Origin of the sequence: Pseudomonas reactans (assembly GCF_013385825.1) — a bacterium.
Taxonomy (GTDB): Bacteria; Pseudomonadota; Gammaproteobacteria; order Pseudomonadales; family Pseudomonadaceae; genus Aquipseudomonas; species Aquipseudomonas reactans.
Map to the genome: position 1 here is coordinate 392,114 of NZ_JACAPG010000006.1, position 13,175 is coordinate 405,288.

Genomic DNA, 13,175 nt, shown 5'->3' on the forward strand with positions numbered 1-13,175 from the left:
ACGGCCCATCCGTGTAGTGCTTGAAACTGCGATCAATTCGCATTAACAGCGTTTTCTACACGGGTTCTCACAGCATGAAGTCGACGGCGGGCGGGTTGGTTAAACAGTGGCTGGGAGCCTCGGTATTGGCGGCATCGGGGCTGGCCTTGCTGCCCCTGTGTGTGGCGCAGGCGCAGGAACAGCAAAGCGCCCAGTTCAACTTTGCCCTGGCGGCCAAACCGTTGCCCCAAGCCTTGAGCGACTTCAGCCGGGTCACCGGGATCAGCGTGATCTACACCGATGAAGCGCCCTATGGCCTCCAGGCTCCGGCGGTCAGCGGGCAGATGAGCGCGACCCAGGCCCTGCAACGCCTGCTGAGCAGCACCGGTTTCACCTTCCGCCAGATCGATGCCCGCACGTTGGCCCTGGAGCCGGTGCCGACCGAAGGCGCGGTCAACCTCGGCGCCACCACCATCAGCGGTGTCGGCCAGGCCCAGGACAGCACCAGCTACCAGCCGCCGCCCACCAGTTCGGTGATGCGCTCCCACGCGCTGCTGCTGGAAACCCCGCAGACCGTTAACGTGGTGCCCGCCCAAGTGCTGCGCGACCAAACCCCGCGCAATCTGGATGACGCGCTGCGTAACATCAGCGGCATCACCCAGGCCAACACCTTGGCCAGCACCCAGGACGCGGTAATGCTGCGCGGCTTTGGTGATAACCGTAACGGCTCGATCATGCGCGATGGCATGCCCATCGTGCAGGGGCGTGCATTGAATGCCACGGCGGAGCGTGTCGAAGTGCTCAAGGGCCCGTCGTCGCTGCTGTACGGCATCCAGGACCCTGGCGGCGTGGTGAACATCGTCAGCAAAAAGCCCGAGCTGGTGCAGTCCACCGCCCTGACCGTGCGCGGCTCCACCTTCGGCGACGGCAAGAACGGCAGCGGCGGCAGCCTCGACACCACCGGCCCGATTGGCGACAGCGGCCTGGCGTATCGGCTGATCGTCGACCATGAAGACGAAGACTACTGGCGTAACTTCGGTACTCACCGTGAGAGCCTGATCGCGCCGTCCCTGGCCTGGTACGGCGACAGCACCAAGTTGCTGCTTGCCTACGAACACCGCGAATTTCTCACCCCGTTCGACCGTGGCACCGCCATCGACAAGTCCAATCACCCCCTGGACATCCCGGCCACACGGCGCCTGGATGAACCCTTCAACAATATGGAAGGCCGTTCCGACCTGTACCGCTTCGAAGCCGATCACGACCTGAACGATGACTGGAAAGCCCACTTCGGCTACAGCTGGAACCGCGAGACCTATGACGCCAGCCAAGTGCGCGTCAGTGCGGTGAACACCAATGGCACCCTGACACGCAAGATGGACGGCACCAAAGGGGCAATCACCACGGACCGTTTTGCCACCGCGAGCCTGGAAGGCAAGGTCAATGTGTTCGGCCTGCAGAATGATGTGGTGTTCGGCCTGGATGACGAGTACCGCAAGATCTACCGCGCCGACCTGATCCGCCAGAACTCACGCGGTACCTTCAACTACAACAATCCGGTGTACGGCAATGAAGTCGCGGGCACCAACGTCAGCCCCGCTGACAGCGCCCAGACCGACCTGCTGCGCAGTGATTCGCTGTTCTTCCAGGATGCCCTCCACCTGAACGAGCAGTGGATTTTCGTCGCCGGCGCGCGCTATCAGATGTATGACCAATACGCCGGCAAAGGCGTGCCGTTCAAGGCCAACACCAACGGCAACGGCCAGGCCTGGGTGCCGCGTGCGGGCCTGGTGTATCGCTACACCGATGAACTGTCGTTCTACGGCAGCTACACCGAATCGTTCAAACCCAACTCCACCATCGCCGCCTTGGCCGATGGCAGCACCTTGACCGGCGACCTTACGCCCGAGGAGTCCAAATCCTGGGAACTGGGGGCCAAGCTCGACATTCCGGGACGTATCACCGCCAGCGCCGCGTTGTTCAATATCGACAAACGCAATGTACTGGTCTCCGTCGGCTCCGGTGCCAACACCGTCTACAGCATTGCCGGCCAGGTGCGTTCCCGTGGCCTGGAACTGGACGCCACCGGCCAGTTGACCGACAAGGTGAGCCTGATCGGCAGCTACGCTTACACCGATGCACTGGACGTCAAGGACAAGGACCCGACCCTGGAAGGCAACCGCCTGCAGAATGTCGCCAAGCACACCGGTTCACTGGCGGTGGCTTATGACTTCGGCAACATCTTTGGTGGCGACCAGTTGCGGGTGGGCACCGGTGCGCGTTACGTCGGTGAACGTGCAGGCGACGCGGCCAACGATTTCACCTTGCCGGGTTACACGGTGGCGGATGCCTTCGCGACTTACGACACCAAGATCGATGGGCAAAAGGTCAAGTTCCAGCTCAACGTGAAGAACATGTTCGACCGCGTCTACTACACCTCGGCGGCCAGCCGCTTGTTTGTGTCCATGGGCGATGCGCGACAGGTGTCGGTGTCCAGCACCCTGGAGTTCTAAAGGGTTTGTGGTAGCGTTGCCGCCACTGATGTCTTGGTGGAAGCGATACTGATGCATTTTGGACGATGGCTACATCTGCTGTGCTTGAGCGTTTTGCTGGGGGGTTGCGCGAGTGTTTCACCGACTTCCACCCCGGCAAGCCTGGAGCAACTCCTGGCTGACCCGGCCCTCAACGGCGCCACGGTTTCCCTGATGGTGCGTGATGCCCGTAGCGGCAGCACGCTCTATCAACACAACCCGCGAACCCGCCTGATTCCCGCCTCCAATCTCAAGTTGCTCACCACCGCCGCGGCGATGGATGTACTAGGGCCGCAATACCGCTTCTCCACACAACTGCTGAGCAACGGCACGCAGCAAGGTGAGCGCCTCACCGGCAACCTGTACCTCAAGGGCCTGGGCGATCCGACCACGCAATTCGTTGATTACCAGGCATTGGCGGCACAGCTTGCGGGCCAGGGCGTGCGCCAGGTCCAGGGCGACTTGGTATTTGACGATACCTTTTTCGACGCCGAACGCCTGGGCGTGGACTGGGCACACGACGATGAAAGCACCTATTACGGCGCGCAGATTTCCGCGCTGACCGTATCGCCCAACACGGATTTTGATGCGGGCACGCTACTGGTCACGGCAAAGGCGCCCGCCATGGTTGGCCAACCGGTCAGCGTGGTGGTGAGCCCTTCAACCGACTACGTACAGCTGAGCAACCGTGCAGTCAGCGGCCCTGGCAACAATTACGGGATCACTCGCCAGCACGGCACCAATCTGCTGCAACTCACCGGCGCATTGGCGCCGGGCAAGCAAAGCCGGCAGTGGATAAGTGTGTGGGAGCCGACGCAGCTGGTGGCCAATCTGTTTGAGCAGGCGTTGGCGCAGCAGGGCATTCAGGTACTTGGGCGACGTGTGATCGGTGGGGCAACCCCTGCGACAGCCAGGGTCCTGGCCGAGCACCAATCAGCACCGTTGCAGGCACTGATCACGCCGCTGCTCAAGCTGTCGAACAACAACATGTCCGAAGCCTTGCTCAAGGCCATGGGGCGTAAAGTGTCGAATGCAGGCACGGCGCAGGCGGGTGTCGCGGCAGTGGCGGACTTCATGCGCCGCCAGGGTCTGGACCCGATGACGCTGAGCCAGGTCGATGGTTCGGGCTTGTCGCGGCGCAATCTGGTGTCGTCGCAGAACCTCACCGATCTGCTGCTGGCGACGGCCAAACAGCCTTGGTTCGACGCTTGGTACAACGCCTTGCCGATCGCCGGCAACACCGATCGCATGAGCGGCGGCAGCTTGCGTTATCGCTTGCGCGGGACGGCGGCGGAAAACAACCTGCACGCCAAGACCGGCTCCATGGCCGGTGTGTCTTCGTTGAGCGGCTACATCACCGACGCCCAGGGCCGGCGCCTGGTGTTTTCAATGATCAGCAACAACTACCTGAGCACCGCCGCACCGATCCGCGCTCTGGAAAACCGCGTGGCGCTGGCCCTGGTGCAGTGGCACGACTAGTTCAGGGCTGATAGCCCATGCGCCAACTCACGGCCCGGGTCGCCGCCAGCAAGTGCTGCGCCGCCGGGCCGTCTTCGTCGGCGTGGAATAACGAGGTGGGGCCGACCACGGTCATCACCGCTGCCACTTGCCCGATAGCGTTGAATACCGGCGCGGATAACGCGTCGACGCCGGGCATCAACAAACCATGCACAAAATGCAGGCCACGGTGGCGGATCTGTTCGCAGGCGGTGGCGTAGGCCTGGTCATCTGCCAGGGCATGGGCGATACCAGCCTGGATTTCGCGTTCACGCAGCTCCACGGTTTCCCGCGACGGTAGATAGGCGCTGAACACCAACCCGGTGGACGAACTGAGCAGCGGCAGCACCGAACCCAATTGCGTCACCACCGTGACGGCACGCACGGCGGGTTCGATCTGCACCACGGTCGCGCCCTGGTTGCCCCATACCGCCAGGAAGCAGGTTTCATTCAACTCATCGCGCAGCTCCGCCAGGGGCATCGCGCCGACCTTCAACACATCCATGCTGCCCAGCGCCGCCAGGCCCACGCGCAAGGCTTCGCGGCCCAGCCCATAGTGGTTGGTGGCGGTGTTCTGTTCAGCGAAACCCGAGGCGATCAGTGCCTGCAGGTAGCGGTGCACCTTGCTCGCCGGCATCTGCACATGTTCGGCCAGACGCGACAGCGAAGTCGCCGGCGACAGTTCGGCGAGGGCCTTGAGGATATCGGTGCCCACTTCGGCCGAGCGGACTTTCTGTTTACCGGTGTCGCGGGGCTTTTCCATGGAAGGGCGAGAATCCGAGAGATGAATGGGCGTCTTTATAGCTTGACGGTCGACAGTGATCAAATTACGTTATGCGTAACTGGATTACGATAAAAACAACTTCCGTACAGAGGACGATCCATGAACCTCGAATACCTGTCGGGCTTCGGCAATGAATTCGCCAGCGAAGCCTTGCCCGGCGCACTGCCGGTCGGCCAGAACTCCCCGCAAAAAGCGCCCTATGGGCTGTACACCGAACTGTTCTCCGGCACGGCGTTCACCATGGTGCGCAGTGAAGCCCGGCGCACCTGGCTGTACCGCATTCAGCCGTCGGCCAATCATCCTGCTTTCATCAAATTGGAACGGCAATTGGCCGGTGGGCCGCTGGGGGCGGTGACGCCCAATCGCTTGCGCTGGAATCCGTTGGATTTGCCGAGCGAACCGACGGATTTCATTGATGGGCTGGTAGGCATGGTCGCCAATTCGGCGGCGCAAAAGCCTTCAGGCATCAGCGTTTACAACTACCGCGCCAACCGTTCCATGGAACGTGTGTTCTTCAACGCTGATGGCGAACTGTTGATTGTCCCCGAGCAAGGCCGCCTGCGCATCGCCACCGAATTGGGCGTGCTGGAAGTGGAACCGCTGGAAATCGTCGTGCTGCCGCGCGGCCTCAAATTCCGCGTTGAGCTGCTGGATGCGCAAGCGCGCGGTTACGTCGCCGAGAACCATGGCGCGCCGTTGCGCCTGCCGGACCTGGGCCCCATCGGCAGCAATGGCCTGGCCAATCCGCGTGATTTCCTGACGCCGGTCGCCCACTACGAAGACGTGAAGAAACCGACAACACTGGCGCAGAAATTCCTCGGCGAACTCTGGGCCTGCGAGTTGGACCATTCACCCCTCAACGTGGTCGCCTGGCACGGCAACAACGTGCCGTACAAATATGACCTGCGCCGCTTCAACACCCTTGGCACCGTGAGTTTCGATCACCCGGACCCGTCGATCTTCACCGTCCTGACCTCGCCCACCAGCACCCACGGCCTGGCCAACCTCGACTTCGTGATCTTTCCGCCGCGATGGATGGTGGCCGAGAACACCTTCCGTCCGCCGTGGTTCCACCGCAACCTGATGAACGAATACATGGGCCTGATCCAGGGCGCCTACGACGCCAAGGCCGAAGGCTTCCTGCCCGGCGGCGCGTCGCTGCACAGCTGCATGAGTGCCCACGGCCCGGACGGCGAGACCTGTACCAAGGCCATCAACGTAGAGCTGGCGCCGCACAAGATCGACAACACCATGGCCTTCATGTTCGAGACCAGCCAAGTGCTGCGTCCCACCCAGTTCGCCCTGGACTGCCCGCAACTGCAAACCGCCTACGACGCGTGCTGGGCCTCGCTGCCCGCCACCTTCAACCCGAACCGGAGATAACCCATGACTCAGCCCACACTTACCCGCAGCTGGGTGGCCTCCGCCAATGGTCACGCGGACTTCCCGCTGCAAAACCTGCCGTTGGGCGTGTTCAGCATCAACGGTTCTGCACCACGCGCTGGCGTGGCGATTGGTGATTCGATCCTGGATCTGCACGCCGCCATTGATGAGTTCGACGGTGAAGCCCGTCGCGCCGTCGAAGCGACTGTCGGTGGTCAACTGAACGCTTTCTTTGAACTGGGTCGCGGCCCGCGCGTGGCCTTGCGCGAGCGCCTGCTGGAACTGCTGGCCGAAGGCAGCAAGCTGCACACCCGTGAAGCGCAGGTGCTGCACCGCGCCGCCGATTGCCAGATGCATGTACCGGCGCGGATCAATGACTACACCGACTTCTACGTCGGCATCGAGCACGCGCAAAACGTCGGCAAACTGTTCCGTCCTGATAACCCGCTACTGCCCAACTACAAGTATGTGCCGATTGGTTACCACGGTCGGGCTTCGACCATTCGCGCGTCGGGCACCGATGTACGCCGTCCCAAGGGCCAGACCCTGCCGGCTGGCCAGACCGAACCGACCTTCGGCCCCTGTGCGCGACTGGACTACGAACTGGAGCTGGGCATCTGGATCGGCCAGGGCAACGAGATGGGCGATTCGATTGCCATTGGTGACGCGGCCGATCACATCGCCGGTTTCTGCCTGCTCAATGACTGGTCGGCACGGGATATCCAGGCCTGGGAATATCAACCGTTGGGGCCGTTCCTGTCGAAAAGCTTCATCACCACCATCTCGCCTTGGGTGGTGACGGCTGAAGCCTTGGAACCGTTCCGCAAAGCGCAACCGGCGCGCCCTGAAGGCGACCCGCAACCGCTGTCGTACCTGCTGGATAAACGTGACCAGGCCGCAGGTGCCCTGGATATCGAGCTGGAAGTGCTGCTCACCACCGCCGTCATGCGCGAACAAAACCTTCCGGCTCATCGCTTGGCCCTGAGCAACAGCCTGCACATGTACTGGACGGTTGCGCAATTGGTGGCGCACCACAGCGTTAACGGTTGCCAATTGCAGGCAGGCGATCTGTTTGGTTCGGGGACGTTGTCCGGCCCGAAAAACGGTCAATTCGGCAGCCTGCTGGAAATGACTGAAGGCGGCAAAAAAGCCGTTGAATTGCCGTCCGGCGAAGTGCGTAAGTTCCTTGAAGACGGCGACGAAATCATCCTGCGTGCGCGCTGCAACCGTGAGGGGTTTACCTCCATCGGTTTCGGCGAATGCCGTGGCACCGTGATCGCGGCGCGCTAGGAGGGCAGGGCGATGGAACTCTACACCTACTACCGTTCCACTTCGTCGTACCGGGTGCGCATTGCCCTGGCGCTCAAGGGCCTGGATTTCACCGCGGTGCCGGTCAACCTGCTGGTCCCGGCGGGCGGCGCCAACCGCCAGCCCGAGTACCTGGCGATCAACCCGCAAGGTCGCGTCCCGGCCTTGCGTACCGAGGAGGGCGAACTGTTGATTCAGTCGCCGGCGATCATCGAATACCTGGATGAACGTTATCCACAGGCGCCGCTGCTCTCCAAGGACCTGGCGACCCGCGCCCATGAGCGCGCGGTGGCCTCGATCATCGGTTGCGACATCCATCCGCTGCATAACTCCAGCACCCAGAACCTGCTGCGCCAATGGGGGCATGACGAGGCGCAACTGTTGGAATGGATCGGTCACTGGATCAGCCAGGGCTTGGGCGCGGTGGAGCAGTTGATCGGCGACCAAGGGTTTTGCTTCGGCGAGCAGCCGGGGTTGGCCGACACCTTCTTGATCCCGCAACTGTATGCGGCCGAGCGCTTCAAGGTGCCGCTGGCGGCGTATTCGCGCATTGGGCGGGTGGCGGCGTTGGCGGCGCAGCATCCTGCATTCATTCAGTCTCACCCCGCCAGCCAACCCGACACCCCCTGACCCCTGTAGGAGCCGGCTTGCCGGCGATAGCGTTATTTCAGTCGATCAATCGTTGCCTGATTCACCGCCATCGCCGGCAAGCCGGCTCCTACACCGTTGCGCTAGACCATAAAAATAAAATCAAAGGTACCTTGCGATGCACAATCAGATTGCCAGCTTTCGCGCGGCGCTCGACGCCCGTCCGGTGTCGCGCTATCAGTGGCTGATTCTCCTGTTGCTGGCGCTGCTGCTGGTGACAGACGGCTATGACGCCCAGGTCCTGGGTTACGTGGTGCCGGCGCTGGCCCAGGATTGGGGGTTGGAGAAGGCTGCATTCGGCCCGGTGTTCAGCGCCAACCTGCTGGGGCTGACCTTGGGGTCATTGCTGGTCACGCCGCTGGCGGATCGGTTCGGCGTGCGTCGTATCCTGCTTGGCTGCGTACTGATCTACGCCACGCTGACGGTGCTGATGGTATTCGCCAATTCGCTGAACACGCTGATGGCCGCGCGGTTTATCTGCGGCATCGGCATGGGCGGCGCGATGCCCAGCGCGATGGCCTTGATGTCGGAATACTCGCCGCCGCGCCTGCGCACGTTGATGGTGACCTTGGCGGCGTGTGGCTTCTCGTTCGGTGGCGCAGCGGGCGGGTTTGTAGCGGCGGGGTTTATCGAAGGCTTCGGCTGGCAGGCGGTGTTCCTGGCGGGTGGCGTGACGCCGCTGCTGTTGTTCCCGTTTCTGGTGTGGCTGCTGCCGGAGTCCTTGCCGCGTTTGCTGCGTGATGCACCGCCCTATGCGCGGCTGCAGAGCGTAACGTCACGCATGCTGCCGGACTGGCAACCGCCGCCGGCGACCGAGGCCGAAAACCAGCAGGAGCAGGGCAGCAAGCTGACGGTGGTGGAGCTGTTTCGCAACGGCTACGCGCGCCCGACGCTGCTGATCTGGGCGACCTTTTTTGTCAGCCTGATCCTGCTGTATTTCATGATCAGCTGGTTGCCGTCGCTGCTGCTGGAAAGTGGCTTGGCGTTGAAAGAAGCCAACCTGGTGACCTCGATGTTCCTGTTTGCCGGCACCTTGGGCGCCATCGGCATGGCCTGGTTTGCCGACCGCTTGAAAAGCAAAGTGCGGCTGTTGTCCAGCGTGCTGGCAGCGGCTGCGGTATGCACCATTCTGCTCGGCCTGAATCATGACAACCCGCGTTACCTGGTGGCCTGCGTATTTGCGGCCGGGTTTTGCATCATCGGTGGTCAACTGACCCTCAATGCCTTCGCCAGTAACTTCTACCCGGCGCACGTGCGCGCCACCGGCACAGGCTGGGCGTTGGGTGTAGGGCGATTTGGCTCAATCCTGGGGCCGCTGTTTGGCAGCCTGTTGTTGGCGATGCATATTCCGGTGCAGCAGATTTTCTTCTTCTGCGCGATACCGGCGGTGATCGCCGCGTTGTTGATCATTCAGGTGCGTTCGCCTGGAATCGAGGTGCCGAAGAGTCCGCTGCCGGGCGATATTCTCAAGACACCGCAGGCTTAATGCACCACTGAATTGGGCGGCAGGTGGCCCAGGCGCTCGGTCAGGCGCAGGCGTTGGATCGGGTCTTCGCTGAGCATCAGCGCGTGTTCCAGGTCGAAGCGCTCGGCGTTGGGGCAGTCCAGGCGCTGATACAGGCTGGCCCGTGCCAGGTAGTCGGCGGCACTGGCGTTGCCCAATTCCAGCACGCGTTCGGCGTCGATCAAGGCCTGGAGCGGGTCGTCGTTGGAAAGGTGCAGTTGGCGCAGGTTGCGGGACAACCGTTGCAAGATCGAACGCGGGTCGGCTGTGTGGAGGTGATCGGCCTGCAGCTTGAGGTTGGGGCCGTATTGGCGCTGCAACAGATCACGGCAATCGTTGGGATACAGGCGCCGTCCACCGCAGGGATCCAGCAGGTGATCGGCGCCGGGGACTCTTAAAAGGAAATGGCCGGGGAAATTTACGCCGACCATGGGGATCTCCAGGCGCCGCGCCAGCTCAAGGGCGATCAAGCCCATGGCCAGGGGTTGCCCGCGTTTGCGTTGCAAGACCTTGTCCAGCAGGGCGGCGGCGGGGCGCAAGGGCGTGAATTCATCCTGGGCAAATCCCAGGTCATTCAAGCGCCGCAACAGCGGCTGGCCCAGTTCATCCGCCGGCAACAGCGGCATGCCCAGGCTCACCTGTTGTTGCAGCAAGGTCAGTTCCTGCAGGATCTGCAAGGGCTTTACGGCCGGATCATGCTCGGCAGCAATCCACAACGCCGCTTCAAACAGCGCGGGTGGGGAGCGTTCCAGGCAGGCGAAAAAGGCTTTGCGGGGATTCATTGCATTCTCCGGCAGATGCCCCCGTTTTAGCCTTGCTGGGAATTTTCGTCCAGTGGCTTGGGAAATATCCTGCGTGCTTATGTCGCAAGCCCTGTGAAATCGGGCGGCTTATTCCAGCCTGGTCCGGCAGTTTTCTGCCGCAAGCCTATACTTGGCCCACTACCAGAAGTGATTCGGGAGCTTGACGATGTTTGCTCTCATGCACAGCACCCGCCTTGAATCGCTGCACTTGAGCATCGACCCGGCCACCGGGCTGAAGGCGGTCATCGCCATCCATAACAGTCGCCTGGGGCCCGCCCTCGGTGGCTGTCGCTACCTTTCCTACCCCGACGACGAAAGTGCCGTGGCCGATGCCGCGCGCCTGGCCCAAGGCATGAGCTACAAGGCAGCCCTCGCCGGTTTACCCGTAGGCGGAGGTACCGCCGTGATCCTGCGTCCCGGCCATGTGGAAAGCCGTGCTGCATTATTTGAAGCCTTTGGTCGATGCGTTGAGCAACTCGACGGCCGTTACATCACCGCCGTCGACAGTGGCACTTCAGTGGCGGACATGGATTGCATCGCCCAGCATACCCGCTACGTCACCAGCACCACCGCAGCAGGCGACCCATCGCCCCATGCCGCCATGGGCGTGTTCGCCGGCATCCGTACCACCGCGATGGCGCGCCTGGGCAGCGACAACCTCGAAGGCCTGCGCGTGGCCATCCAAGGGCTGGGAAATGTGGGCTACGCCTTGGCCGAACAACTGCACGCCGCCGGAGCCGAACTGCTGGTAAGCGACATCGATCACGGCAAGGTGCAACTGGCCATGGAGCAGTTGGGCGCACACCCCATCGCCAACGACGCGTTACTCAGCACGCCGTGCGACATCCTTGCGCCTTGTGGCCTCGGCGCCGTGTTCAACCGCCAGAGCGTCGGCCAATTGCGTTGCGCCGCTGTGGCCGGTTCGGCCAGTGCGCAATTGACTCATCTGGACAACGCGGATCAATTGGAGGCACGCGGCATCCTCTACGCCCCCGACTACGTGATCAACTCCGGTGGCCTGATCTACGTCGCGCTGAAGCACGGCGGAGCGGAACTGCCGACGATTACCGCGCACCTGTCCAACATCGGCACGCGCCTCACCGAGATCTTCGCTCACGCCCAGGCGGAAAAACGCTCACCCGCCCGGGTGGCGGATGAGCTGGCCGAGCGCTTGCTGTACCGCTGATGCCCCCGTCAGAGTTGATACTTCTCGCGCACCAGTGAGCCGATCCCCATGCGATCTAGAATGTGCATCGGGCACAGGATCGTGACGCGAACGGTTCCCGGCAACCTGCTGATTTCAATCGAACCGTTAAGCGTTGCGCGGTTGCGCACCTCATCCATCGACAGGCCCGTGACCGCCGCCGCGCGCTCCAGGCCGTTTTCCGTCGCCAGGTTGAGGTCGGCGCCGCTGCCGATAAAGGTAATGGGCCCGTTGTCTTCGATCTCGAATTGCCCCCAGCGCTCGCCCAATGCCTTGACGTGCAGCCGTTGCTCGGCGGTCATCGGACGGGCCATGGGCGGCAGGTCATCAAGGTTTTGCAGCAGGATCGGGCCGTCAAGGTTCAACCCCTTGATCACGTTGGCAGTGAGTTCGGTTTCGCCCGACACATCGGTGGCATGCCCGGCAATTTCGCCGTTGCCTTGCTGGGCGTGCATATCGCCCATATAAACCCCGGCGCCGGGGACTCTCACCGGGCAAATCAGCACGCAACCTTCACGTACCGAGTTGGTGTCCATATGCCCGTCGGTTTTCGCCGCATGCAGTTGGTCATGGGTCATGCCGTAGCGGTGGGGCGCGCCGACCAAGTACTGGCCGAAGTCGGCACAGTTGTGGGAGTCCGGCAGGTCGCGTGAAGGCGTGGTGCCGATATTGCCCAGGAAAGGCCGCATGTGCGCGGCAAGGCCGGGGATATCGGCGCGGGCCAGGGACAGAATCGAATGCTGGGCGGACATCTCCGGCAACGCCGCCATATCCGGTGCCTGGCCGGCGAGGCGGTCGGCGACCAACTGGTTCACGGTCAGGCTCACCTGATGCTCGGCATCGAACACGATTACGTAGCCATGGCTGAAACGAAACGCGCTGACCTCCGCACCGCAGGCGTTGCAACGAATGGCGTCTGCGCCGATCCCCTCGACATGGCTGGCGGGATGCTCCTGCCCACAGTTGGAGCAGAACTTGGCGACAAAGGGATCGCCGTGATAGCGCCCCTCAACAAAGCGCATGACGCCTGACGAAGTGGCCAGCGACGTCACGCGCATGCGTTTGATCTTCAGGGCCACGGCGTCACCGACCTCTGCGCCGGCGATGAATACGGGTTGAGTCACCTCATGGCCACCCTCAAATGCGGGCGTGATCATTGGGCCCCAACACCCCGGCGGAGTACCGGTGATAAGCGTGCCGCCATCGGCTAGCGGGCCGAGCATCTTCTGGCTGGGGCCGATGAGGCCATTGGTGTAGGTGTTGACGATCAGGCGATCAACCGGTGTTGAGTCGTGCATTTTTATTCTCCGGGTCCTATGTGATTGAACCTTCGGTCACGGCGTATTGAACAGGGAAGGTTCAGGCAGGCCCAGTAGACCGGTGTTTTGTATCCCGGATATGTCGCGCGGGTGCGTTAATACACAGTGGTACATAACGAGGGGAGAGGAGGGTTTGTCAGCGTAAAAATCCTGATAGGGTTCTGAAGGCGGGCGCTTTTCGGTGTTTGCCCGCCATCGTTTTCCTACTTGCCGCG

10 protein-coding genes are annotated in these 13,175 nt (G+C 62.3%); 7 read left to right on the plus strand and 3 right to left on the minus strand.

Annotation, left to right across the window (positions count from 1 at the left end):
- Positions 1 to 74: 74 nt before the first annotated feature.
- On the plus strand, positions 75 to 2,492 hold the full coding sequence (locus tag HX868_RS07940; RefSeq protein WP_177002489.1) for a TonB-dependent siderophore receptor: 2,418 nt from the start codon (positions 75 to 77) through the stop codon (positions 2,490 to 2,492).
- A 51-nt stretch (positions 2,493 to 2,543) separates the two neighbouring features.
- Positions 2,544 to 3,989, plus strand: a complete 1,446-nt coding sequence (gene dacB / locus HX868_RS07945) for a D-alanyl-D-alanine carboxypeptidase/D-alanyl-D-alanine endopeptidase (protein WP_177002490.1) — start codon at positions 2,544 to 2,546, stop codon at positions 3,987 to 3,989.
- 1 nt (position 3,990) lies between these two features.
- On the opposite strand, the gene HX868_RS07950 is transcribed toward dacB, so the two are convergent.
- Positions 3,991 to 4,770: an IclR family transcriptional regulator gene (locus tag HX868_RS07950; protein ID WP_016978236.1), complete on the minus strand. Its 780-nt coding sequence runs from the start codon at positions 4,768 to 4,770 to the stop codon at positions 3,991 to 3,993.
- 120 nt (positions 4,771 to 4,890) lie between these two features.
- On the opposite strand from HX868_RS07950, the gene hmgA reads away from it, so the two are divergent.
- The 4 genes from hmgA to HX868_RS07970 all read left to right on the plus strand — a co-directional run bounded on the left by hmgA (position 4,891) and on the right by HX868_RS07970 (position 9,616).
- The gene (hmgA, locus tag HX868_RS07955; RefSeq protein ID WP_177002491.1) at positions 4,891 to 6,174 is read left to right on the plus strand and encodes a homogentisate 1,2-dioxygenase; all 1,284 of its coding nucleotides are present in this window, start codon (positions 4,891 to 4,893) and stop codon (positions 6,172 to 6,174) included.
- A gap of 3 nt (positions 6,175 to 6,177) precedes the next feature.
- Complete coding sequence (fahA, locus tag HX868_RS07960) at positions 6,178 to 7,464, plus strand: fumarylacetoacetase (RefSeq protein WP_177002492.1); 1,287 nt, start codon at positions 6,178 to 6,180, stop codon at positions 7,462 to 7,464.
- A 12-nt stretch (positions 7,465 to 7,476) separates the two neighbouring features.
- On the plus strand, positions 7,477 to 8,112 hold the full coding sequence (maiA, locus tag HX868_RS07965; protein ID WP_177002493.1) for a maleylacetoacetate isomerase: 636 nt from the start codon (positions 7,477 to 7,479) through the stop codon (positions 8,110 to 8,112).
- Between the two features lie 136 nt (positions 8,113 to 8,248).
- On the plus strand, positions 8,249 to 9,616 hold the full coding sequence (locus HX868_RS07970; RefSeq protein ID WP_177002494.1) for an MFS transporter: 1,368 nt from the start codon (positions 8,249 to 8,251) through the stop codon (positions 9,614 to 9,616).
- Here the strand turns inward: HX868_RS07970 and HX868_RS07975 are convergent.
- Positions 9,613 to 10,416, minus strand: a complete 804-nt coding sequence (locus HX868_RS07975) for a SirB1 family protein (RefSeq protein ID WP_095014807.1) — start codon at positions 10,414 to 10,416, stop codon at positions 9,613 to 9,615. The two genes, HX868_RS07970 and HX868_RS07975, sit on opposite strands and share 4 nt — an antisense overlap.
- 187 nt (positions 10,417 to 10,603) lie before the next feature.
- Here HX868_RS07975 and HX868_RS07980 point away from each other — a divergent pair, with 187 nt between their 5' ends.
- Positions 10,604 to 11,623 carry a Leu/Phe/Val dehydrogenase gene (locus HX868_RS07980; RefSeq protein WP_016978242.1) on the plus strand — a complete coding sequence of 340 codons (1,020 nt, stop codon included), beginning with the start codon at positions 10,604 to 10,606 and terminating at the stop codon, positions 11,621 to 11,623.
- Positions 11,624 to 11,631: 8 nt separating this feature from the next.
- Here HX868_RS07980 and HX868_RS07985 read toward each other — a convergent pair whose 3' ends face one another.
- Positions 11,632 to 12,939, minus strand: a complete 1,308-nt coding sequence (locus HX868_RS07985) for an acetamidase/formamidase family protein (RefSeq protein ID WP_177002495.1) — start codon at positions 12,937 to 12,939, stop codon at positions 11,632 to 11,634.
- Between the last annotated feature and the right edge of the window lie 236 nt (positions 12,940 to 13,175).

Coding starts and splice junctions, on each gene's coding strand:
- fahA (WP_177002492.1), top strand. CDS start 6,178: ATGACTCAGCCCACACTTACCCGCAGCTGGGTGGCCTCCGCCAATGGT.
- HX868_RS07975 (WP_095014807.1), bottom strand. CDS start 10,416: ATGAATCCCCGCAAAGCCTTTTTCGCCTGCCTGGAACGCTCCCCACCC.
- HX868_RS07970 (WP_177002494.1), top strand. CDS start 8,249: ATGCACAATCAGATTGCCAGCTTTCGCGCGGCGCTCGACGCCCGTCCG.
- HX868_RS07950 (WP_016978236.1), bottom strand. CDS start 4,770: ATGGAAAAGCCCCGCGACACCGGTAAACAGAAAGTCCGCTCGGCCGAA.
- maiA (WP_177002493.1), top strand. CDS start 7,477: ATGGAACTCTACACCTACTACCGTTCCACTTCGTCGTACCGGGTGCGC.
- hmgA (WP_177002491.1), top strand. CDS start 4,891: ATGAACCTCGAATACCTGTCGGGCTTCGGCAATGAATTCGCCAGCGAA.
- HX868_RS07940 (WP_177002489.1), top strand. CDS start 75: ATGAAGTCGACGGCGGGCGGGTTGGTTAAACAGTGGCTGGGAGCCTCG.
- dacB (WP_177002490.1), top strand. CDS start 2,544: ATGCATTTTGGACGATGGCTACATCTGCTGTGCTTGAGCGTTTTGCTG.
- HX868_RS07985 (WP_177002495.1), bottom strand. CDS start 12,939: ATGCACGACTCAACACCGGTTGATCGCCTGATCGTCAACACCTACACC.
- HX868_RS07980 (WP_016978242.1), top strand. CDS start 10,604: ATGTTTGCTCTCATGCACAGCACCCGCCTTGAATCGCTGCACTTGAGC.